We start from the raw sequence: 21,454 nt of genomic DNA on the forward strand, positions 1-21,454 counted from the left end.
CTGTTCATCTCAGTCTCCTTAATGTGAAAAAACCGACTTGCGCCGGTTTATCAGATTATATTGAGGATGTGTCATTACACTTGGGTAGCCAGTCGGAATTGCTCCCATCCGTCAGAGTGACGTTAGTTTGGGTTCCTTGTCGGGTATGGCGTTTCTCATAATTGACCCCGTACTCTTTAAGCATCATCGGCAGTCCGAGCCCGAACATTTTCAGGCTCAGCACATTCTTGTACCCATTGGCCTCCATGTAGGTCAGATAGGCATGATAAAGATAGTTTCGTGGCTGCCGTGGAACGATATTGGCGTTACCCATATACATTCCGTTTGGCTGTTCCAGTGCTTCGAGATAACCACAAAAATCAAAGGCCGGATCTGCGTCACGTTTTATGTTGATTGCCTCCTCAGAGTTTTGCTGTGATTGGAGTAATGTTCGCGCGGTCATAGGATCACAGAATATCTGCATAAGCTGACGTACAATGACTGCTAACTCTTGGACAATTTTGTCTTTCAGTTGCGGGTCGCGTTCTTCAGGGGCAATTTGCTCCGGGAAATGCATAATCACCCTTCTCCGTGACACTCCGCCGCTACGGTCGGTGAAGCGCATCGGATTGTTGTTCACGGCCAGAATCACCGCCGGAATATGGGTAGAGTACGCATCGCGGTATTTCGGATCGACTGAAACCGCATCACCACCAGTGATGGCTTTTATACCTGCGCCATCCCCGCTCCACTTCTCCTGATCCGGAAGAATAATCAAGGAGTAACCAATTACGGCCGCACGTTCTCTCGATGATTCCAGCGTTTCGATGGTGGCAGAGGTGGTGTTGTCCTTCCCGGCGAGCATGGTCGCAATCTCGGCAAGTATGCTTTTCCCGCTTCCACCAGGACCGGTTACTTCAAGGAAGAGCTGCCAGTCATAGCGGTTTGCCAGTACCATAAATAGCGCGGCGAGAATTATATCGCGTTTTTGAGCGTTCCCCCCGGCAGCACGGTCGAGCCAACGCCAGAAATTTGGCGCGTGTGTCTCCAGCGTTTCCCCCTTCACCGGTGGGGTAAAATCTACGTCGCACAGCGTGCGTAGCCAGTGCGACTTACTGTGTGGGCTGAATACAGTGGTACTGGTATCGAGTACGCCATTTCGAAAACCTATCAGTCTCCGCGCCGGGGTGTCCTGCTGTGGAATAATCAGCTTCAGAGTGTCGACCACCGAGGCAATTTTACCAGATGAGAATGGCGCGCGCAGATGCTGGAAAAGTCCGGCAACGTCACGAGAAAATCTAGACGACTGAATGATTTTCCATATCCCGGCTTCATAGCGTGACAGAAGCTGGCCGTTAGGGTCAACCGCCAGCGCTTCACTGTAATGCTCATGTACCCGCATCGCTTTCTCACTGGTACTCATGGCGGTAAATTCAGCTTCACTCATGGTATCAAACGGGCTGGCCACCGGTGGTTTCAGCGCATCAGTCAGTGCCTGGCGGGTTACCGCTTCGCCCTGCTGGATATGGGCATCATTCCAGTCACCAAATACTGGCGGCAGGGCGACACGCCCCTCACAGGCTTTCGCGGCGGCAGCGGCTTTAGTCTGGCCGTCACTATTTAAATCACGGTCAGCCGCCAACACTATCTGACGGGCCGGATATTTATGCCGGGCGAGGCTCGCCAGAGAAAGAAGGTTGACGGACGATAAGGCCACCATCACCGTTTCATCTGTAAGATGATGCACACTCAACGCTGTGGCATACCCTTCAGCAACCCACAGCCGTTTTCCGATCTGTTTCTGCCCTTCGATGATATGACATGCCCCTTTTACCTGACCACCTTTCAGAGTCCGTTTAATACCGTCAGCATTAATCAACTGGAGGTTAACCAGTGCGCCTAAATTATCGTACAGCGGCACCACTATATCCCCGGTGCAGTAGCTTACACCGCCAGTTTTGTGGCTGGTCGTCAGCATCAGGCATTCCCGGTCAGGAAAGCCCTTGCGGGTCAGATAAGCGTTACCGGTGGCGGTACGGGTTTTCTCCATCAGCGTTACAGCCAGTTCAGCCGCCGCTTTGCGGCTGGCTTCCGTGTCGGTGTCTATAGCAATGAGTGTCTCCGGGGCAACAGGCGACAGATTGCTGGTTACGCCACACACCTGTTTAGCCGCATCCCCGGCGCTCAAACCTAGCGCCTTTTCAACCAGTTTAAGCCCATCACCCGCTCCGCATTGATTACAGAACCATGTCCCGCGCCCCTCTTTATCATCAAAGCGGAAGCGGTCGGAGCCACCACAGACGGGGCAAGCCTGGTGGCGGTTTTTAATCACCTTCACACCCAGCGCCGGGAGAATATGCGACCAGTGACCGCAAGCCTGTTTTACTGTTTCAGTTACGTTTATTTTCATGATGATATCTCCCTCAGTGCAGAACCGGCGGCTTAATATGACGGGTACACAGTTCATCCATCACAGCCAGACCGAGGAAAGACAGTGACGGCGTGGCTTTAAGCGGTGCGGCTTCCATTAAATCTTCCAGCAAGGCACAGGCAATCTGACGGCCTTTTTCCTCGCCATGCTGGCGCAGATAAAATCCTTCCAGTTCGCTGGCTATAGCGGTTTCCAGTACTTCAAGGGTGATGTGTTGAAAACGTTGGTTGTGCTCGCACACCGTCAGCCAGGCACAGGCCACAGCACGGCGATACAGGGCAGTACGAAGGAAAGATGTTAAGGCCTTATTCATGCGCCAGCCTCCCCGGTCAGCCAGTGTTGATTGCAACGCTCGAGCACGCCATCAAGCTGGGCGGTCATCAGATAAATGACAGAGGTCAGTTGCTGTGCAGGAGCGCGACGAGGAGAGGTGCACTCCTGATGACGTGACATATCCGTGACTAACTGACCGACGTTGCGCAGATGCTCCAGGCATTCGAGGTCTTTCAGGGTCAGAACAGGCTGTTTCATGCGTAGACCTCCGTCACTGGCAGACGGCCAGCAAACGTAAGGACGTAATCGCGAACGAGGGAAAGACGGGCGCTACGTTCATCACCGGCGATGGTGCGAAGCATACAGATATTAGGTTTGTGCTCTGAACGACGAACGGCAGCGAAAACAAAGACAAATTGGGGGTGTGACAGGGTGAGGGTCGTAGCCATTGTGGCAACCTCCATTGAGTAGCGGTTATCGCCACCACCGGAAACGCCAATTTCACTGGTGGTGACCCGAACGGGGTTGGCGTAACCGGCCTCAATGGATACCGGCCAGCCCGAAGGCTGCCCCGCCCGAGCCACCATTATTTGAATAAGACTATGGTGTATGTATAAGCACCACAATCCAAAAAATGGATATGCCTGAGCTACGACGTAAAAAAAGACGCACGGCGCGTCTGGTGTCGCCATTGAGATATTCGGAACGCCAATTCCGACTGTCGATTTTGCGACAGCGGGAAAACTGTACCAGGAAACACACAACGGATGCAAGCCAGAAAAAGGATGTTTTTGCAGAACGACCATCATCATGCGTCATAGCCCCGGTTGCGTTCAGCAATGCGATCCGCCATCCAGGCAGTAATTTCAGACTGCGCCCATGCCACGTTTTTACCACCTAGGTTGATTTGCTTCGGGAAAGACTCACGGCTGATGAGATCATAAACCGAAGAGCGGGAAAGACCACACAGATGCAGCACTTCCGGCAGACGTAAAAAACGCTCCTGAACGACGTTAGAAAATGGCACCGGCGGAATAGCTGGGGCAGAAGAAGGGGAAGAAAAAGCAGTGTGCATAGGGCTACCTCATAGAGTCCATACAGAGCCGGACGTATCCATCCGGCTTGGGATAGCTCTCTATTTTGTGAATATTTTTATTCGGATCAACAAGATTTTTTATATCAAAAAGGCAGATAACCAATTGATTTTTATAAGATGATAATTGCTGATCTATATTGGTGGATATTGGCCTAAATTGGTGGATATTAGCAATTCAGTAACGAAGAAACAGGAATATAAAAACTAATATTTATTACATTTAATTCTAAGTAATTGAATTATAGCAAGGGAGGGTAATGGGGATAAAAAAGCAGTGCGCATTGGGCTACCTCATAAAGTCCATACAGTGCCAGGCGTGTCCGTCTAGCTTCGGATAGCTCTCTATTTTCAGCATAAATTCGGGTATTGCAATAAGCTGGAAATACACTATGCCACCTCTGAGTACTAGTTAAAAAAACGGCTAATTACGAATATTGTTGAATGTTATTGGATGTGAACGAATGAGATTAACTCTCAAAAGTTAAAACTGTTTCTATCAATTAACCATCTCATCATTAATAGGAATAAACATTCAATCCCACAGATGAAAATGAGATGACCTTTATCAAGAGGTGAACAGTGGTGAACAGACAGTGAACAGTCAATCATCAACTGATCACCATTTAACTTACTGTATTACTTATGTTTTTATTTTGGTGAACAATGGTGAATAGTTATTAGTATAAAAATAAACAGAAGCAGGGTTTTGCTGAGACCTTTCTCTGGCCAGCCTGATTTTTAAGCTCTGTTTGTGCCATATATGCCACAACTGCAATGAATCGAATTGTTGTCTGAGGAACTACAGAATGACGTCAGGTTGAAAACACAGAGAGAGCCCGACGATGAAAGCAGCTTCATTTACATCAGTAATGAAAACCATTGGCAGCAAGCAGGATGAAAAAATACGTACAGTCATTAATAGCGCACTAAATATCATTAACGAAGAGGCAAACCAGAACGCAGAAGCCAGGATGAGCAACGCTCTTGAGGTATTCAGTCAGGCCAAATCTGCACACACGGAAAATATGCTGAAACTGAATGATATCAATGCAGCCATTACCCGCAGTGAAAAAGAACGCCAGAACGCCCTGAATGAGAGTGCAAAATCAGAGCAAAACTTCCGAACCCGCTTCAGGGAATTACGCGGAATGATGACGCCGGAGCTTAAAGCGGAACATAGTCAACGAGTGGCTGGCCGCGAGCTGGCAGAAGATATCACTGTTGTCATTGCCGAGCTGGAAGATGATAAAACCGATGTCATGCTGTCGGCCTGTGAATCAGGCGGTAAATACGTTGGTGCCCATTCTTCAGCGCTCTCTATTTATGCCCGGAACGAGTGGGCAACTGCAATGAAGGACATCCCCCCGGCACTGATACGTGCTTTCACGTTACGTCTGCGTGAACTTGAAATGGAAGGGGAAGAGCGCCCTCACAGTGTTCTGATTCAGGAGCTGGGCGAGAATGTACTGGCACAGAGCCGATTTTACGCATTCGATATGGCGCATGAGCCGGTGATTTCACAGATTGGCCTTCATCGCCCTGCGCTCACCGGTGTGGATATGAAGCTCTATAAAAGCCCCGCTAAGAGAATGCTGTTGGCTAAAGAGCTGGCACGGAAGACACAACCGCAGGAGGTGAAGCCATGATGCGCTGCCCGTACTGTAAAAAGGCTGCTCATGTGCGTACCAGCCGCTATCTGTCGGATAACGTTAAACAGAGCTATCTTCAGTGCATCAATGTGTTCTGTTCGGCGACCTTTCGCACCGTCGAATCGATTGATGAGGTGATACGCCCTCCTGTGGAGAAAGAGTCACCTGAACCGGCACCGGCTGCACCCGTTGCGCCTCCGCGTATACAGGATTGTTCCCGTTCATCACTGCGCTACTGATTCAGGAGAAAGAAACATGACCCCTACACCACTGGAGCAGGCTTTTACAGTCTGCCAGCACAATAAAACGCGCTGGCTTGATAGCAAAGCAGGACTGGCACAGGCTGAAATGATACTCAGAGAGCGAGAGTTATCCTGTGATAACCCTGAGCCGGAAGAAATACAGGCGTTACGCGATTTATCTGACCTGAAAAAATGGGAAGTGAATCAGTCTGCCGGGGACTATATCCGCGCTCATGAAGCCGTACAGCACATCAGCATCCGCCGTCAGCTTCATTCCTTTATGACAGCGAACGGCACCGCCCTGACCGCTGCCCTGGCTCCTGAACTGATGCATATCAGCAAACAGCCTGAAATCGTCAGAGAAAGCGCCCTCGACCGCGCTGCCGCCAGTCTCCGCGAGGCGTTATCCGTTTATCTGGCCAGCGGGGTTACTGTTGATTACGCAGAAGATGACCGGGATATTCTGACCACTATCGGATTCCGACCTGACAGGGCGTCACGGGCAGATAATCAGGTAAAATATTCGCCTGAACAGAGCCTGATTTTCTCGCGTCGTCAGGCAGAACTGAACCGCAAAAAATCCGCGTAAAACGCCCCAAAAATACCCGTTATTATTCTAAAAATAGCCATGCACGCCTACGCTGCATGGTTTTGCATTTAAATATTCGAACTTTTCACACCCTACCACGCCAGCACTGGCGCGGCCTGAGCGCCTCCACTCAACTGCATTAAAACCGACACACAAAGCGGGCAGGCGAGGAGGGGGAAGTATTGCGCGCTAGCGATAAAGTATTTATTTAATTTAACGACCAGTAATCGTCGCTGAGACACGCGGATCCATTTGGATATCTGTGACAGGTACTATGCTGTTTGAGGATAAGATGATCCTCTGAGGCTGTCAGGTGGGGTAAGACAATACCACCCGAAGGAGGAGGGAAATAAGTCATTTCGGTCTCGATGATATCGCATTTTAAGTTCCTCATCTCCTATTAATGAATTCACCATGATGCATGGGGCTGTGATCACCTATTGATCTGTATTAAATCCGCCACACCAAGCGAGAAGGAGTGGCGGGGAAGCATTGCACGAGTTCTAAGAGGAGCGCTTTTTGAATAGACTTATAGAATGCCGTGCTTTGTAAGAAGCAAATCAAGTTCTTTGAATCCATTCTCAACCACATCAGAATAAAATTTCCGTCCTTCAATAGATTTACTTGAGAAAACGAGCGATCCTCCTATTACTTCATTAATTCCTTTTTCTCTGATAAGTAAGCAGGCTCGAGCAACAGCTCCGATATCATTTGCGCCTTTTTCTCTCTCTGAATTAGGATTTCCGATATCATCAAAATAATATTTATTCGTGGTTGTATCTGATATCCCCGCGCTTAGGAATGCGGCTCTGCGAACTAAGCAGGGGACGCATCGACCACAATGTTGATAATTATAGTAGCCAAAACGACCACAACTTGTAGTATTACCGATGTAGTTAAGAAGAAGTGGAAGGTTTTTGCAGTTTTTAATCATCTCACCCTTTGTATATCCTTGATAAGGGCGTTTAATTGAAATATTTATTCCGGCAGAATCAAAAATATCTTGAATGATAGCTAAAAAAACAGGGTGAGTGGTTTTTGTACTAAGGCTTCCAAATCTACCTTCGTTAAGTGGAACATTCAGACTAATAAATCCGTTTTCGGGAATGTACAACTCAACTGGAGTTTTAAGATTTAAAATTGTTGCAGCAAGAACACCATATGAAATAAATATTAATGAACGGCCACGGGTTGAGCGCTCAGTTATATGAGGGACTTTTATTCTGTGGTTCCACTGATAATGACGTACTTTCCCATTTAATGTTTTTGAAAATTCTATTTGTTTCTTAGAATCACCTTTTGCCATTTGTGAAACGAAACATGGTGAACGACCATTTTCCATTAGATCGATTGCACCGATTAAACTATCCATTCCGCCAGAGAGTAATGATATACAGTCCGCAGAGGAAGTCGTTAAAGTTGATGGTTCTAAAGGAGGTTCACCACCATTTTTTAATTTTATTTCCCAAAAGTCACCTGTTAAAAAACGAAATGCATCTTGGAGTTTATTAATATGCGGTAACCAATTTTCTTTGTTGCAAACCGTTATTGCTAGTTTAATCTCCCGAGTCCAGCCATCAGCGGTTTTCTTCCTTAAACATGCTAGGTCTGCGGCGCAAACTGACATTGCTATAGTTACAAAATCCCAAGTCACAATATCAGGGTGAAAACCCATTTTCTTTAGTCTTATTCTCCAATCTTGCGCTATGTGACCTATTTTTTTGTTCGCGGGAATTGTGTAAAGGGAAAAATACTCAACACCTTCTTCTAATACTTTTGGTAAAAGCTTTTCAGGCGCGCATACTACTTTCATTGTAATGCTCCTTCATAGACAATAAATGTGTTCTCAAGTGCTTTATCCATGACTTTTTGAAATTGTTTGGTGCTCGGATTTGGGAATTCTTTTTTTAATACTGATATTTGTTCTGAAATTTCTGATTGGAGATACTTTCTCATCATATTTATATTTTTCATTGAGCTTGATGGTATGTTTTTTGAACCTTCAAACAATTGCCCGATTTCATGAATCAGCTTGTTTTTAACTTCATTGGAAAGATATAGCTCTATCAAGTTCCAAATGTTATTGTCACTCATCTTAAAAAGATCTATATTTTTATCTTTATTTATTAGTTCCGATAATGCAAATGACATTGAGTTTTTGATTGATTCCTCATCGACAGTACCCCCAGATGTTGTTGTTTCTGAGATTATTGCATCAATAATCTCAGATGCAGATGGGTTACTTTTTAATAATTTCTGCGCCCAGTTTTTGACTGATACATTATTACCTTCTCTCAAATTGAGTAATAATGATAACAAATTAGTCGCTGCGCGTGTCGATGTCCTCATTTTACGTGAGGCTTTCTTTGCACCACCGTTTCCTACTTTTGAGAAGCTTCCAACTGCCTTGCTGAAGTGCGATTTATCTGAGCTCTCAGCATAATTTCGTAATTCTCTCCTGGCTGTGGCATATTTCCTTGGTGGTGCTATTCCATCAATGCTTCCATTATGTTCAACAGATAGGGGTTCCTGTGGTTCTTCCTCCCTCTCATCATCTGAATTAGGGTATATGATTTCACCCGAACCTATCGGGAGGCTTTGAAGCTTATCCTCCCAGGGAGGAATGATTGGAACATTAGCTCCAGAACCTGAACTAGAAGTCGAAGTACCCATATTTATCTCCTTGCTTTCAATTTAATTGCATTTAATGCTGGTTTATTTGTATTAGGGTCTTTCTCCCATGACTCTAATATTTCCACAGCCCATGGATACTTAGTTATTAAAGGGATTAGAGGCGCAGGGCGTATATTGGCTGGTATTTCTTTCAAAAGCGAAGTTAACTCATTGCTTAAAGAACTATATTCTGATACTACAAATAGGCATTTTTTTAAATACTCAAAGCTCCATTGTTCTAAACGACACTTTACCTTTAGTTTTATTAATATCTTCTCTGCCTCAATCTCACCAATATCTAAAAGCTGTGGTGAAAGTATATCGAAAGTATCATCGGATATGAGTATTGACTCAAACAACGCTCTTGCATCATCACTAATTTCATCCATGCTTGAGATAGAAATAAATTTTTCCCTGCTGAGATATAATAAAGGTCTTAAATCAACCGATGATAAACTTGGTTTAATTCCTATCCATGACTCAATAAATGGGTTGTTCCAACTTTTATCTGGAGAGGTGTAAGGATTTCCTCTTTGCAACTCTCGTTCTAATTTTGCAATGAAATTTGGCTTCCCATCTTCGCTTTCAGTAACTGCTCTCGCAAGATATTCAAAAGCGGTTGTTGTGGCACACCTTTCAAATAGTTGCATTTTTACCAGAGCTTCGAATGAAATTGCTAACTCTTGTTCCTCAGCTATTTGTTGTCTGATAATTAAGTTGTTCAGAAATCTTTTTATCAAACGTGGATTACCTGCAATTTCTTTAGTGCTTGATAATATTTCAGAAATTTCTAGGGCGATGGTGATTTCTTTTTCGAGTACGGATGAGTATCTTCCGAAGGCTTCGTTTAATTCTTTCCTAGTTAATAATCCTTGCCAAGATTTTTTTGCTTTCTCTAAAATTATTTTTTTCGCTGACTCCGCATCTTCTTTTGGAATAATATTGTGACGGACAGCAAGTTCTGACAAAAGAATAACTACATAGGCTTTAACATCATTAGTGCTCAGTCGCGGAACTCTTAGAGGAACTTGTATCAATTTATCGAAGTAATTAGTTACTAGATCGCTGTCAAGATCGGTTTGCGAAAAATGGGAACGTACAGCACTACGGATCATTCCTTCATCAGCAGCAATTATGAAGGCAGTTCGAGGTACAAATAAAAGTAATCTCATTGCTTCTAAAGTAGATATTGCTGTATTTGGCATGCATCTATCTAGATCATCGACCAATACTACCAATGTTATATTTAATTTTTTTAACAAGCTGGTTAAACTGGTTCTCAGTTCTTCAATTTGTCGTGGTAATGAAGATGATTGCTCCGGGTTTAATATTCCATTGAATTGAGGTGCTAGTTTTGAGTAATCATCCCTCAGTTTCCCTACATCATCCTCAGTTATTTTACCAGTTGAAGCAATACCACTTACAACGCCTAAAATCCCACCAATTGGGCCAGCGACTACACTTCCAAAAATCGCTCCAGAAATTGCCGGCGCCGCAATTTTCAATGCTCTGAAATAATTAATTCTTTTAGAAAAGGAAACTGCTTTATCAATCAAGGTTTTTTTTTCTTTGGCAATTGATAATATTTTATCTGATACCGATTGTAACAGTGCTAACTTGGCATCATCATAACCTTGGTACAGCCATGCATTAAATTCCAAGAAAACATAGTCATCTTCGGAACTATCATTTTGGAGTTTTTCCCCAATCATTTTGACAAGAGATGATTTCCCCGTTCCCCATTTGCCAGATATTCCAATAGATACTGGCTCTCCGGCGGATTCGAAAACAAGACGTGTCGCAATTCCTGCGATCAGCTTGAAATTTAGTAAATCATCAGCAGTTTCAACATCATTCCACATGAGTCCATCCCATCGGCAAGAAGTGACCTCTACACCTTATCCAATGCATTTCAGAACTTGCAACAATTTTTAAGAATTAGATGATTGTTTTATGATGTAATCATTGAAATTGCAATGACTGACATAGGAGAGATTCGTCGTTTGGGGTCATTTTGGTGGTCTTTATTTTTTTATACGTATTAAATGTTATTTAATACAGTTGGTTATATGTTTTTTTCGAGTCCGGCCTTCGCACCATATGCGAAATTAAGTCACCTAAGGGTGGCTTTTTTTGTGCCTAAAATCAGTGGATTACTTCTTTTTTGCTCATTTTTCATTCTCTTCGTATCTGATGGTATCTGTGGGTATATCGCATAAAGCGGGATATAAATATGTATATCCCAAATTCGATTTAGGGCGGTATACAGTTTTGTTTGAAAAATGACCTTTGGTGGTTTGTGTTGTAAAGATGCTGGATGGAAATGGGTGTTAGCAGCAAGAATGGGTACTACCGATAGCCCAAGAGTATGTATGACCTCTGTTATGTAAATTACTTCATGCGTAGCACCGATCTGGCGAAGAGTGTACAGCTAAAAGCAGATTAGCGTCCGTTCTGTGGCATAAGTGGAATTAGTGGTTCTAGAAAGCTCTCGTACTGTTATTGACCAATATCACGGCAAAGCGCGATTCTGCTGACCACTGTTCTGTTGTTTTATCTGCACCCGGCACCGGTTTTCCCTCTGATTTAGCCTGATTACGCCAGTTATACAGGGTAGCTTCGGATATTCCTTCCATCTGTGCAACAGCAGCCACAGTCATATTGTAGGGCGGTAGCAATTTCGCCAGTATGCTGGCTTTTCGTTCAGGGGAAATACGTTTCATTTGTTACTCCACACCCTTAAATTGATTTTTAGAGAGATGGGCAACTACCCTGACACTGAGGGGATGCTGTCGGAGGAGTTTTTGAAACCATTGAAAATGTCGGTATATGAGTTAGCCAACAGAATGGGCATTTCTTATAATAGAACAATGGATATATTAAAAAATAAATCTATAATAAAAGAATCCGAAAGTTTAGCTCTTTCGAATATATTAAACACCGATGCTTATTTTTGGCTGAATCTACAAGAGCATCATAAGAATTGGAGTGATTTTCAAACTATACATTTACGAAAAAAAATCCATGAGCAGAATATTATCAACCTATCACTTAGTGTGATAGAAAAATACTTTCTGCTCTGCTGCGCATATTTAACACATTCTAATACTTTATTGTTCCATCCAGCAATCCTCGGCAAATTCTACTTTCTCGAATTATTATATCTCGTGTCGTCTGAAAAAATTTTGGTTCACCTTGACTCCATTGCATCAATAAATTATGAATTTTCCTCAAATCTCTTTCTCGTGCGCAACTGTTGAAGTGAAACAGCAACTTCATTCTGGCGTTATTTAGCCTGCTACAATTTAAATTTAAAACTTCTATTGTTTTTGTAACAATACCTAGTGTTTCTACCGCAGGTTTACCATCTATACTTATGCTATTACAGTACGATTCATTAGGTAGCAACTTACCTGTGACCTTGTCAAAGTTAAATAAATTGTGCGCATTCGGAAGCGTGAGAGGAAGGAGAATTTTACCTGTCCAGTCTTTGTCAGTAATTTTATTTTTATCTTCATAGTGTGACTTATATGAATCGCAACTTAAGTTAGCTGGTAATTCATAATTATCACCTGTATTTGTACCACCAAGACATACACCTAAGAGATTAGACCATTCTAAATGCCAGTTACTTCCACCGGGGAGCGAGCCAGATTTAGATTTGAAATGCTCTATTTTTATTTGATGTTCATTTTTACGATCTAAATCTATCTCACAATATGCACAAAGGTACATCTGGTCATTGCAAATGTGTTGTTTGAGCCTCTTATACAAAACGCTTTTTTCATGATTTCTAAATTCGTCCCAAGTTCCATTTGGATTCTGCGTTTTAAAATCAATAAAGAATTGGTCTTCTCCTGTTTTATTAATCCTTTTCAAAATCATCCTCCCAATCTCTTTTTTCAATTTCAAGCTTTAACTCTACTAAGGTTTCATCATCCGGACCGAAATGTTGGGATAAAGTAGTGCCTAGCTTTTTTGCTTCTTCACTAGAATATTTTTCTGAAAACACTAAACTCTTATATTCCTGCAAAAGCTTTGTATACTTATCTTCTGGCGGTCGTTGAGCAACTTCAAACAAATTTTCTAATACCCAAGAAGATATTGCCCCCCTAACTCCTTTAGGAGCCTTAAACTTTTGGCCATTCTTTAATAACCATATATTTTGACTATCAATAGTATGACAAACTTGTGGGCTATGAGTTGTAACTATAAACTGAATATTTTTAAAAGTTTTTTCAAGCCGTGGAATAATATTTTGCTGCCATGACGGATGCAGATGCAGGTCTATTTCATCAATCAAGATAATTCCGGTGCCTTCCAAAGGCTTTTCATTGTTAGGGTTTAATAATGTCAATCTACGAGCAATATCGGCAATTAATGCTAAAATGGTTTTCTCACCCTGTGATAATTGCAGAACGCTTAAAGATACATTATCTTTATCCACTATGAGATCAAGAGGCGCCCTTTGAAGTTTAAGATTATTGAATCCGGGCAGAAAAGAATAAATTGCATCTTCAACAGTGTGTAATGTTTTACTATTAATTGAATAATAGTTATTTAATTTACTTCTTAAAAATTTCAGGGAATTTTCATGATCTGCTAACAATTTTTTAGTAGTATCAGAATTCTTATTCTCTGCCAGGAGAGCCTTTAGTAATGGGTTATCTAAGTCTTTTTCTTTAGCTCGAATCTCTGCTCTTAATGCTTTAATTTCAGCATTATCAGAGTTTTCAATTTCTATTAATTCTTTAAACCATCTAAAAAATAGTTTAAAATCAGCTTTTCCTGTAAGACTTTTATTATATGCTTTGAATTTGTCCCAGATTTGAGCTTCTTTGATTTCGTCAGAATTCTCAATATCTTTAGTAGAAACGTCATTCGCTCTTTCAACTGTATACATTGCAATTAAAGGAAAAGATGCATTTGGATTGATTGAATGGGCTGTTTTGAAAATATTCCCTAACTCATTAATTCCGCTATAGTTGCTTTTAGCACTATCCTCATAACCAGGTTCAGTCATAGCTATGATCATAGGAAAACGAACTCCCATAAAGTCGTAATTGATAGCTATCGATGCATAATTTTTACCTGTTTTTAGCTCATGCTTTTCGATACCATCGCCATTATGTGAGCGAGTAGATAGCCTTGAGGAGAGATGTGTCAGTCCCTTTTGGATTGCATCGAGAATCGTCGACTTTCCACAACCATTATTTCCTACTAAAATTGTAGAGCCTTTTTTCATGGAAAAATCCATAATCAGGGACTCAAATCCTTTATAGTTTTCCAAATGGATATCCGCAACCCTTAGTTGACCACCTTCGAGTTGCTTGGCTGATAATTCTTTATAATGGCTAGACATTTTTTCATCTGGATCAACTCCGTACTCATCTGAGCCAAATATTTTAAAAAGTTGGTAAGAGGAAGCAAAATCGCCGCTTTCCGATTTTTTTATTAATTTGATTATCCTACTCGGTAAGATCTGTTCCATTTACCCCTCCTTCTGAATGTTTTTTGATAGACTTAATGGTTGATTTTCCATATTTTTTTTCAAGTCTTCCAATGAACAATGGCTCAATATTAAAAGAAAAACCAATCAAGCCTTTAAGATGGTTGATATCATCACCCGAAAGCTTGCCTTCCTTAAATTTAAACACTAAAGAAGATATATATCTTTTCCTTTCCCTTCCTATTGATAGCTTATTATCATTGGTTAAAGTCACTCCTGTAACATGACGATTATGTGCTTTGGATGAATATACGATTTTGTTGTTATTAATAATAATTCTGGTGCCAAAAAAATGACTCAGTGTTGTTTTTACCTTTTGATGAGCCAACCCTAACACATCCCTCTCATTTGTCGAGAAAGTTAAGTCATCTGCATATCTTGAGTAGTTAATTTTATTTGATTCACAAAAAGAAGTTAACTCTTCATCGAAGCTTTTCATAACAACATTCGAAATAAAAGGTGAGCTAGGTGCTCCTACACTTAAAACCAAGGCACCATTTTTTCTCTTTGACCGATTCCAAAAACAAAATTGTCTTAATATGTTTTTATTGTCATCTGAAATATGTAAACCCTGTCTAGATAATGCCTTGAATAAAATTTCAGGTGTAATTCTATTGAAGAAATTAACTAAATCTAATTTCAATAAAAAAACTGAATTCTGATGTATTTGGGCGTTATCTAATATATTCCTCCCATCAACATAGGCTGTAGCTGCATCGTGAATATATACATATTCTTTCAGTATTTTTATTATATCACTTTGTATTGCTTTTACTCGTGGCGTAGGCTGAGCTATGATACGATGACCGATCGTGCGCTTGGGGATTTTGTATACTTTGTAATGCGTAGCTGGTCTTGATTTTAAAAGTATTTCAAAATCAGGGTAAGCTTTTTTAAGTGTCGTTTCGATATCGATGCTCATTACCAGCTTGTTCCGTTTACCAGTCATTAACTAGTACCAAAGAATGAACGAGGAGTTCTTACCTCCCTGTCCATCCCTTGGTCTAGGCTCTTTACTTGTAGCCGCGGAACAAACTTTTTGATCCGCAACCTACTGGATTGCGGCTCAAAAAGTTTGTTCCGCAACTGTAAATGTAATCAATAAATTAGAGTTCGGCGCAACGCCCAACTAGATTTGACCAAAAACATGGTAAATCCACAATACGCTAAAGAGCGTTTACATCATACGCCTTATTTCGCGAAATTTCAATTCATCTAATTAAGTGATAATGATGAGAAAATCCATAAAAAAACAATTATTTGATGTTGTCATTTCATAATAACACGAAGTCAAACTGATACTAGTTTCACTTTGTAGTGCTAAGTTAAACATTTCTTGTTGCCACAATTTTGCCACACTTACAACGCTCATAAACGCACATTAGTGTTGAACAAAGCAAAACAATGAAACTGTAATTTAATGATTTTATGAAGAAAGATGGTGCCGATAATAAGAGTCGAACCTACGACCTTCGCATTACATCTGCGAAAGCTGACCTGCAGGAATACCATACTTTTAAGAGTGGCCGGGACTGCCACTCTTATTGAACATAACATCGCTTTACCACACCGCCTCAGACGGCCTCAACGCGTTTTCAGGCCCTGAGCCTAAAAAGACTTCTTCCTCCCGGAAAACCCCGCAGAATCGTTCCGAGGCGCTTTACGGGAGTGAATGGTTATGCACCGGATACGGCTGTGAGACGTTGCCAAGGTATCGGGGAGCAGCCCTGACCGGGCTTTGTAATACGTCCACCGGGGTGGCGGTGCTACAAAGTATATCCTGTCCCGTAATTCATCCCTGAGAAATCCCAAAGGTGTCCCAAGGAAATCTAAAGGAAACCTGAGAAAGAGGTAAAGCAAACCAGTTGACCCACTCAGAATGTTGTTACCAATGTCAGCAGATTGCTCAAAGCTGCCCCTCACTTCTTTAACAAAGGCTCAGATAACCTTCAAATGACTCCCGAATGACAGCCATTTGACATACAAACGAGTCTCAAATGACAGTCGTTTGACATCCAAATGATCCTCAAATAACGGTCATTAAAAATCATGACGTTACGGGTAGCAGAGACAAAAAATTTCATACGCCTGAAGGCTTACAAAAAATGCATCGCCTGAAGGCTCACTCGATCAAGGTTTTTACCTCCAATGACGCTATGCGTTATATAAAGAAAAGGCCTGAAGGCCTTGAAGGGCAAGGGCTGGAAGGGAAAATGCGCAACTTAATTGATGCAACGTTGATTTTGTTATTACTTTTTACTAACTTATAAAGCGTGAAGCCGCTCATGAGAGCTGTCAGGGCTAATACTGACAACATTAACTTTTGATGGCAAAGTCTGGCCGATAACAGACAAATAACTTCGCTGTAACGGCAAAACCTGGCCAAAACAGGTATCAAATCTATGGCTTGTCTAACTTTTCAGAAAGTTATGACCAAATAACAGCCTTAAATCTATTAAATATATGAAGATGCCACTCACAGCATCATTGTTTTGATAATGTGATGTTTTATAAGCATTTTCTTAAATTTATTAAATCTACGCAGAACCCCCAATCTAGCGGGTGTTATCCCCTGCGGCAAAACGTATAAAAACTATTTTGGGGCGAGACCAGTCCGAGCCCGTCTGAATCAGGCAAACCGGGGCGAATAGGCGCTATGGATGATGATATCTATGGTGGTCGCTGGCTATAGCATTACAGGTCAGATGTTCTTACAACTCACTACTAGTAGGCACTGATATTATGTTTGATGCAAAAACGATAGTTATGACATTACAGGAGGAGACCAGGCTACGCAGGAAACGGCCTTACCGGCGTAATCAGTCACGTCTGGACAGATATCGGGTAGAAATTCTCGCATTAAAACATCATGGCGCTTCTGCCGCGGAAATTCAGCGTTGGTTAAGACAAAAAAGAGTCTGTGTCGTTTTAACGACAGTCACACGTTGGCTGGAGAAAAATCATGGCTAGATTTTCATCTGCAAAGACGGATCGAGACATAGCTCAACGTCAGGCTGCTAACGTCATGAAATCCTTACAGGGACATATTTTCCAGTCTGTCGGTACAGTCAGAAATTATCAGGCAGCACTCACACGTATTGCTCTCTATTTCAGAACCAATGGTGGAGTGAACCTACAGGAAATCACGCCTGAAATGGCGATCCGCTATTTCCACATTCGGGCTGCTGATGTTGGTCAAAAAAGCTTGGATATGGAGCGTCAGGCTCTACAGGCGATGATGGCACATCTGACTCAGGCTCTACCCGATGGACAAACATTGACAGTCGTGCGTTCTTTGCATGAACAGTCGTTGTCATCTAGGTCCTATACATCAGAACAAATTGAAGTCATCGCATCTCACCAGTCAGACAAAAACCGCTTAGCTACGCGTATTGCCTATAACGCAGGATTACGCAGCCACGAGCTGTTTTCTCTACGTGAATGGCGGTATCGCGAACCCAGTGCCCGGCCTGCGTCAGGTAAAAAATTTATGGGGCGGGGCGGCGTATCATACACAGTCCAGGGCAAAGGAGGGCTGCTCCGGGAAGTTAAGATCGCTTCAGAATTAGCAGAAATGTTGGAAAGCAGGCGATTAGCAGAACCGGTAACAGTGACGGACCGAGGCATTCATTATCAGCAATATTATGCGATTTCTGCGGGTCAATCTTGGAGTCGATCATTCAGCAATACCAGCACCAGAGCATTGGGATGGTCAGCGGGGAGTCATGGAACGCGACACAGCTATGCACAGGAACGTATGGCTGAACTACAAGATTACGGATGTTCCTATGACGAGTCACTCGAGGTGGTGAGTCAGGAAATGGGCCATTTTAGGGCAGAAATCACCAAAACATACCTTAGGTAAAAAGAATTTAAATCTTTTGTTTTGTTAAAACCTCCATTTTTTCGGAGTAATATTCTGTAAAATGTTAATTTTTCTTTTCTTAGAATTACATTAATGCAATTTAATAATATTTTCTGATTTATTTTTTAAAAGTGCTATTCGACCCTGGTAACACTCGTAGTAGCTTGGATATGTGGCCAGTGATTACCAGATGTGTTCGTATCTAAAAATACAATCGGAGAATTAATGATGTTGCTGACAGATGCATTTATCAAAAAACAGCTGAGAGAGTTAAATGCTAAAAAATTAGCTGGGGAGAGTGTCGAAAAAGAATTACGTTTGTCGGATGGGGGAGGGCTATATCTACTGCTCAAATCCAGCGGTAGCGCTTATTGGCGATTACGTTATCGCTTCCAGGGCGAGGACCGTTTGACCTCATTTGGTGAGTATAAATATATTTCTCTGGCTTTGGCGCGTGAAAAGCGGGAAGAATATAAAGCCAATATTGCTAGGGGGATCGATCCTCGCGGAATAAAAGATCAGGAAAATGTATTAACTTTCCGAGAAGTGGCCATGCAGTGGCACGATAGTAATCGGCAGTGGTCACCAGAGCATAGTCGGCGTATTTTAAAATCTCTGATGGATGAAGTTTTTCCTCAGTTAGGTGAAAACAATATTAAAGCCCTTAATGCGCAGGAGCTATTACAACCCGTAAAAATCATTCAGACATCAGGGCGCTTAGAATTAGCCTCGCGTATTTATCAGCGTATTAATTCTATTATGACATTGGCGGTTGATAATGGGTTGTTGGAATTTAATCCCATTGCTCATAAATCTGGCGCATTAATAAAGAAAAATTCAGTTCATCGTCCTGCTCTTGAACTCGAGAAAATTCCCGAGTTACTGAAGCGAATTGATGAGTATAAGGGGCGGGAACTAACGAAACTAACAATTCAATTCCTGTTGCATAGCTTTGTCAGATCGAGCGAAATGCGTTTTGCGCGTTGGGATGAGTTTGATCTAGAGAATGCTGTATGGACTATTCCCTCTATCAGGGAAGAAATTCCTGATGTGAAATTTTCATATCGTGGTTCAAAAATGAAAACACCACATATTGTACCATTGAGTGATCAGGCTTTGACGTTAATTAAAAGCATTAAGGAGTTTACTGGCAATAGAATATTTGTCTTTACCAGCGATCACTATCCCAAAAAGCCAATGAGTGAAAATACTATTAATCATGCATTGCAAACAATGGGGTATAACACCAAAAAAGACGTTTGTTCTCATGGATTCCGTACTATGGCTTGTAGTGCACTTATTGAGTCAGGGAAATGGAGTCGGGATGCCATTGAACGACAGATGAGTCATCAGGAAAGAAATAATGTGCGCGCGGCTTATATCCATAAAGCCGAGCTTATTCCGGAAAGAAGGAAAATGATGCAGTGGTGGTCCGATTATCTACAACAAATTCATCATGAATTTAAACATCCTTACTCGTTTGACACTAACATTTAATTTACTTATATAAAGAGGTATATCATGGATAAGTTATTATCATTTAATCAGGTTATGGATATTACCGGTTATTCACGGCCGCGTATTTATGAGTTGATAAAGCTGGGTTTATTCCCAAGAAAAATAAAGATAGGTGCAAGTAAAGTGGCTTTTGTCGAAAGTGAAGTTAAAGACTGGGTTCAGAATAAGATCGCTACCTCCGTAAGATAAATTTCACTTCTGAAAATAACTGTCTTTTCTGGCAGTGGGTAACTATTGCCAGAATTTAATTAATTCCTATATGAGTATAAAAAATGAGTCAGATAAAAAATAATAGAAACAAGCATGAACATGTCATCGACAAACTACCTATCAGTGTAGGATCGGATGGCTATGATAAACAAAGTAGCTATGTCATGAAAAATTATATAACAGAAAATTCTTTATGCAGTATTTACGGTCCTACTGGATCTTTTAAAAGTTTTCTTGCTATATCGTGGGCGTGTCATATCGCAACCGGTATTGAGTGGTCTGGTAATAGAGTTAATCCGGGTGTTGTGATTTATATTGTCGGTGAAGGCGGGATCGGTGTCAGCCGAAGAGTAAAAGCATGGGAAAACATCTACAATAAAAAAGTCAGTAACCTTATATTAGTCAATCGGCCGGTGTTTCCTGCCGATCTCTCAGAACGGCGTGCTTTACTGAATGGGATAAAATACATTGAAGGTAAATGCAAATTACCTGTCAGATTAATTATTTTTGATACGCTAGCACGTTGTTACGGCAATCTGGATGAAAATAACTCGCAAGATATGGGCCGCCTGGTTGTTGGATGTGATGCGATAAAAAATGGAACATCAGCCAGCGTCCTTCTTGTACATCACTCGGGTAAAGATGAAACGAAAGGTGCCAGAGGCTCAAGTTCATTAAAAGCCGCACTGGATGTTGAATTTAATGTTAAAAAAGATAAAGAAAACCAAGCGCTAATTTTGTCCTGTACCAAAATGAAAGACGCGGAAGAACCAAAGAGCTATGCTTATAAATTGTATGAATCAGAGTTATTTATAGATAATGATGGTGAAAGGATTTCTTCTCTGGCGGTCATTGATCATACTCGAAGACCAGTAAACCTACACCCTGAATTATCACATGTTCCAAATCTGACTGATAATCATAAAACTGTTTGGGAAATGATACATAAAAACTCTTCAAATGGTGGTGTATGTACTAAAAAAATGCTTCGTGATGAGTTGAAGCAACAGGGTATTGAGGTTAAGCACTTTCATCGATGGGTGAAAAAATTTATTGATGATGGAATATTGATAGAAAATGGTGAAGAACTACTACCAGTAAGGCAGTGAATATTTTCATATATTTTACTGATATAAATCATTTTTGAAATTTTAGATTTATCAGCTTTTCGAGTGATATACCCAGAATATTTCAAGTTGCAGGAAGGCGGAAAATGAGGGAATTCCGATGAGCTTACGTGGGTAAGTGATTCGGGTAAGCGAATGCAGCCAACGCAGCTGCAGCTTGAAGTATGATGGGTATAGAAGGTTTTTCCTGCCGCCTCATTGCATTCGTTGGCCAACGCCTCACGACCGGACAATAAATTGCCCCGCCGTGAGGCATTTTGCTTATTGGCTTTGCGTAGCTAACGCCATCTCCC

The 21,454-nt window shown here is 41.8% G+C and carries 20 protein-coding genes and 3 pseudogenes; 10 read left to right on the top strand and 13 right to left on the bottom strand.

Annotated features, from left to right (window positions below; translation table 11 throughout):
- Positions 1-55 precede the first annotated feature (55 nt).
- From M2387_RS19435 to M2387_RS19460, 6 genes and pseudogenes are all read right to left on the bottom strand, one after another.
- Complete coding sequence (locus tag M2387_RS19435; protein WP_259051842.1) at positions 56-2,389, bottom strand: primase-helicase zinc-binding domain-containing protein; 2,334 nt, start codon at positions 2,387-2,389, stop codon at positions 56-58.
- Positions 2,390-2,402: 13 nt separating this feature from the next.
- The gene (locus M2387_RS19440) at positions 2,403-2,723 is read right to left on the bottom strand and encodes a DUF5375 domain-containing protein (RefSeq protein ID WP_259051844.1); all 321 of its coding nucleotides are present in this window, start codon (positions 2,721-2,723) and stop codon (positions 2,403-2,405) included.
- Positions 2,720-2,941, bottom strand: coding sequence for a hypothetical protein (locus M2387_RS19445; RefSeq protein ID WP_259051849.1), 222 nt, complete (start codon positions 2,939-2,941; stop codon positions 2,720-2,722). Before M2387_RS19445 ends, M2387_RS19440 begins: the two co-directional genes overlap by 4 nt.
- A complete protein-coding gene (locus M2387_RS19450; RefSeq protein ID WP_259051996.1) occupies positions 2,938-3,132 on the bottom strand; it encodes a host cell division inhibitor Icd-like protein in 195 nt (64 codons plus the stop codon). The genes M2387_RS19445 and M2387_RS19450 overlap by 4 nt, the downstream gene beginning before the upstream one ends.
- A gap of 24 nt (positions 3,133-3,156) precedes the next feature.
- Positions 3,157-3,495 (bottom strand): annotated as a pseudogene (locus tag M2387_RS25835) (ash family protein); the annotation flags it as partial.
- On the bottom strand, positions 3,492-3,758 hold the full coding sequence (locus tag M2387_RS19460; protein ID WP_259051852.1) for a helix-turn-helix transcriptional regulator: 267 nt from the start codon (positions 3,756-3,758) through the stop codon (positions 3,492-3,494). The pseudogene M2387_RS25835 and the gene M2387_RS19460, both read right to left, overlap by 4 nt.
- 863 nt (positions 3,759-4,621) lie before the next feature.
- On the opposite strand from M2387_RS19460, the gene M2387_RS19465 reads away from it, so the two are divergent.
- Genes M2387_RS19465 through M2387_RS19475 form a run of 3 tightly spaced genes read left to right on the top strand, consistent with a single transcriptional unit; the run spans position 4,622 to position 6,259 of the window.
- Entirely contained in the window at positions 4,622-5,425 is an 804-nt protein-coding gene (locus M2387_RS19465) for a capsid protein (RefSeq protein ID WP_259051855.1), read from the top strand.
- Positions 5,422-5,667, top strand: a complete 246-nt coding sequence (locus M2387_RS19470; RefSeq protein WP_259051857.1) for an ogr/Delta-like zinc finger family protein — start codon at positions 5,422-5,424, stop codon at positions 5,665-5,667. The genes M2387_RS19465 and M2387_RS19470 overlap by 4 nt, the downstream gene beginning before the upstream one ends.
- A gap of 16 nt (positions 5,668-5,683) precedes the next feature.
- Entirely contained in the window at positions 5,684-6,259 is a 576-nt protein-coding gene (locus M2387_RS19475) for a phage polarity suppression protein (RefSeq protein WP_259051860.1), read from the top strand.
- 529 nt (positions 6,260-6,788) lie between these two features.
- Here the strand turns inward: M2387_RS19475 and qatC are convergent.
- The 4 genes and pseudogenes from qatC to M2387_RS19495 form a co-directional block, all read right to left on the bottom strand.
- Positions 6,789-8,072: a Qat anti-phage system QueC-like protein QatC gene (gene qatC, locus M2387_RS19480; protein ID WP_259051861.1), complete on the bottom strand. Its 1,284-nt coding sequence runs from the start codon at positions 8,070-8,072 to the stop codon at positions 6,789-6,791.
- A complete protein-coding gene (gene qatB, locus M2387_RS19485) occupies positions 8,069-8,932 on the bottom strand; it encodes a Qat anti-phage system associated protein QatB (protein WP_259051864.1) in 864 nt (287 codons plus the stop codon). The genes qatC and qatB overlap by 4 nt, the downstream gene beginning before the upstream one ends.
- A 2-nt stretch (positions 8,933-8,934) precedes the next feature.
- Positions 8,935-10,794 (bottom strand): KAP family P-loop NTPase fold protein, encoded by a 1,860-nt coding sequence (locus M2387_RS19490; protein WP_259051865.1) that lies wholly within the window; start codon positions 10,792-10,794, stop codon positions 8,935-8,937.
- 645 nt (positions 10,795-11,439) lie between these two features.
- Positions 11,440-11,655 (bottom strand): annotated as a pseudogene (locus tag M2387_RS19495) (transposase); the annotation flags it as partial.
- Positions 11,656-11,718: 63 nt separating this feature from the next.
- On the opposite strand from M2387_RS19495, the pseudogene M2387_RS19500 reads away from it, so the two are divergent.
- Positions 11,719-11,898 (top strand): annotated as a pseudogene (locus M2387_RS19500) (HigA family addiction module antitoxin); the annotation flags it as partial.
- Between the two features lie 136 nt (positions 11,899-12,034).
- Here the strand turns inward: M2387_RS19500 and M2387_RS19505 are convergent.
- The 3 genes from M2387_RS19505 to M2387_RS19515 are packed head-to-tail and all read right to left on the bottom strand — an operon-like array spanning position 12,035 to position 15,363.
- Complete coding sequence (locus M2387_RS19505) at positions 12,035-12,817, bottom strand: retron system putative HNH endonuclease (RefSeq protein WP_005975761.1); 783 nt, start codon at positions 12,815-12,817, stop codon at positions 12,035-12,037.
- Positions 12,798-14,423, bottom strand: coding sequence for a retron Ec78 anti-phage system effector ATPase PtuA (ptuA, locus tag M2387_RS19510; RefSeq protein ID WP_259051867.1), 1,626 nt, complete (start codon positions 14,421-14,423; stop codon positions 12,798-12,800). Before ptuA ends, M2387_RS19505 begins: the two co-directional genes overlap by 20 nt.
- Positions 14,401-15,363: a retron St85 family RNA-directed DNA polymerase gene (locus M2387_RS19515; protein ID WP_259051869.1), complete on the bottom strand. Its 963-nt coding sequence runs from the start codon at positions 15,361-15,363 to the stop codon at positions 14,401-14,403. The genes ptuA and M2387_RS19515 overlap by 23 nt, the downstream gene beginning before the upstream one ends.
- 1,183 nt (positions 15,364-16,546) lie before the next feature.
- Between M2387_RS19515 and M2387_RS19520 the strand changes: the two genes are divergently transcribed.
- The 6 genes from M2387_RS19520 (at position 16,547) to M2387_RS19545 (ending at position 21,143) form a co-directional block, all read left to right on the top strand.
- The gene (locus M2387_RS19520) at positions 16,547-16,711 is read left to right on the top strand and encodes a hypothetical protein (protein ID WP_259051871.1); all 165 of its coding nucleotides are present in this window, start codon (positions 16,547-16,549) and stop codon (positions 16,709-16,711) included.
- A gap of 472 nt (positions 16,712-17,183) precedes the next feature.
- Positions 17,184-17,411, top strand: a complete 228-nt coding sequence (locus M2387_RS19525) for a hypothetical protein (protein ID WP_259051874.1) — start codon at positions 17,184-17,186, stop codon at positions 17,409-17,411.
- Complete coding sequence (locus tag M2387_RS19530; RefSeq protein WP_259051876.1) at positions 17,404-18,306, top strand: site-specific integrase; 903 nt, start codon at positions 17,404-17,406, stop codon at positions 18,304-18,306. Before M2387_RS19525 ends, M2387_RS19530 begins: the two co-directional genes overlap by 8 nt.
- A gap of 228 nt (positions 18,307-18,534) precedes the next feature.
- Positions 18,535-19,803 carry a tyrosine-type recombinase/integrase gene (locus tag M2387_RS19535; protein WP_409040092.1) on the top strand — a complete coding sequence of 423 codons (1,269 nt, stop codon included), beginning with the start codon at positions 18,535-18,537 and terminating at the stop codon, positions 19,801-19,803.
- Positions 19,804-19,827: 24 nt separating this feature from the next.
- Positions 19,828-20,013, top strand: coding sequence for a helix-turn-helix transcriptional regulator (locus tag M2387_RS19540; protein WP_259051879.1), 186 nt, complete (start codon positions 19,828-19,830; stop codon positions 20,011-20,013).
- An 83-nt stretch (positions 20,014-20,096) separates the two neighbouring features.
- Positions 20,097-21,143: a helicase RepA family protein gene (locus M2387_RS19545; protein ID WP_259051880.1), complete on the top strand. Its 1,047-nt coding sequence runs from the start codon at positions 20,097-20,099 to the stop codon at positions 21,141-21,143.
- Positions 21,144-21,454: the final 311 nt, after the last annotated feature.

The sequence above is a fragment of the Klebsiella sp. BIGb0407 genome (genome assembly GCF_024807845.1).
GTDB lineage: Bacteria > Pseudomonadota > Gammaproteobacteria > Enterobacterales > Enterobacteriaceae > JGM124.

What these genes read in the sequence shown, in the direction of transcription:
- M2387_RS19435 (WP_259051842.1), bottom strand. Translation starts at nt 2,389, where the DNA reads ATGAAAATAAACGTAACTGAAACAGTAAAACAGGCTTGCGGTCACTGG.
- M2387_RS19440 (WP_259051844.1), bottom strand. Translation starts at nt 2,723, where the DNA reads ATGAATAAGGCCTTAACATCTTTCCTTCGTACTGCCCTGTATCGCCGT.
- M2387_RS19445 (WP_259051849.1), bottom strand. Translation starts at nt 2,941, where the DNA reads ATGAAACAGCCTGTTCTGACCCTGAAAGACCTCGAATGCCTGGAGCAT.
- M2387_RS19450 (WP_259051996.1), bottom strand. Translation starts at nt 3,132, where the DNA reads ATGGCTACGACCCTCACCCTGTCACACCCCCAATTTGTCTTTGTTTTC.
- M2387_RS19460 (WP_259051852.1), bottom strand. Translation starts at nt 3,758, where the DNA reads ATGCACACTGCTTTTTCTTCCCCTTCTTCTGCCCCAGCTATTCCGCCG.
- M2387_RS19465 (WP_259051855.1), top strand. Translation starts at nt 4,622, where the DNA reads ATGAAAGCAGCTTCATTTACATCAGTAATGAAAACCATTGGCAGCAAG.
- M2387_RS19470 (WP_259051857.1), top strand. Translation starts at nt 5,422, where the DNA reads ATGATGCGCTGCCCGTACTGTAAAAAGGCTGCTCATGTGCGTACCAGC.
- M2387_RS19475 (WP_259051860.1), top strand. Translation starts at nt 5,684, where the DNA reads ATGACCCCTACACCACTGGAGCAGGCTTTTACAGTCTGCCAGCACAAT.
- qatC (WP_259051861.1), bottom strand. Translation starts at nt 8,072, where the DNA reads ATGAAAGTAGTATGCGCGCCTGAAAAGCTTTTACCAAAAGTATTAGAA.
- qatB (WP_259051864.1), bottom strand. Translation starts at nt 8,932, where the DNA reads ATGGGTACTTCGACTTCTAGTTCAGGTTCTGGAGCTAATGTTCCAATC.
- M2387_RS19490 (WP_259051865.1), bottom strand. Translation starts at nt 10,794, where the DNA reads ATGTGGAATGATGTTGAAACTGCTGATGATTTACTAAATTTCAAGCTG.
- M2387_RS19505 (WP_005975761.1), bottom strand. Translation starts at nt 12,817, where the DNA reads ATGATTTTGAAAAGGATTAATAAAACAGGAGAAGACCAATTCTTTATT.
- ptuA (WP_259051867.1), bottom strand. Translation starts at nt 14,423, where the DNA reads ATGGAACAGATCTTACCGAGTAGGATAATCAAATTAATAAAAAAATCG.
- M2387_RS19515 (WP_259051869.1), bottom strand. Translation starts at nt 15,363, where the DNA reads ATGAGCATCGATATCGAAACGACACTTAAAAAAGCTTACCCTGATTTT.
- M2387_RS19520 (WP_259051871.1), top strand. Translation starts at nt 16,547, where the DNA reads ATGCATCGCCTGAAGGCTCACTCGATCAAGGTTTTTACCTCCAATGAC.
- M2387_RS19525 (WP_259051874.1), top strand. Translation starts at nt 17,184, where the DNA reads ATGTTTGATGCAAAAACGATAGTTATGACATTACAGGAGGAGACCAGG.
- M2387_RS19530 (WP_259051876.1), top strand. Translation starts at nt 17,404, where the DNA reads ATGGCTAGATTTTCATCTGCAAAGACGGATCGAGACATAGCTCAACGT.
- M2387_RS19535 (WP_409040092.1), top strand. Translation starts at nt 18,535, where the DNA reads ATGTTGCTGACAGATGCATTTATCAAAAAACAGCTGAGAGAGTTAAAT.
- M2387_RS19540 (WP_259051879.1), top strand. Translation starts at nt 19,828, where the DNA reads ATGGATAAGTTATTATCATTTAATCAGGTTATGGATATTACCGGTTAT.
- M2387_RS19545 (WP_259051880.1), top strand. Translation starts at nt 20,097, where the DNA reads ATGAGTCAGATAAAAAATAATAGAAACAAGCATGAACATGTCATCGAC.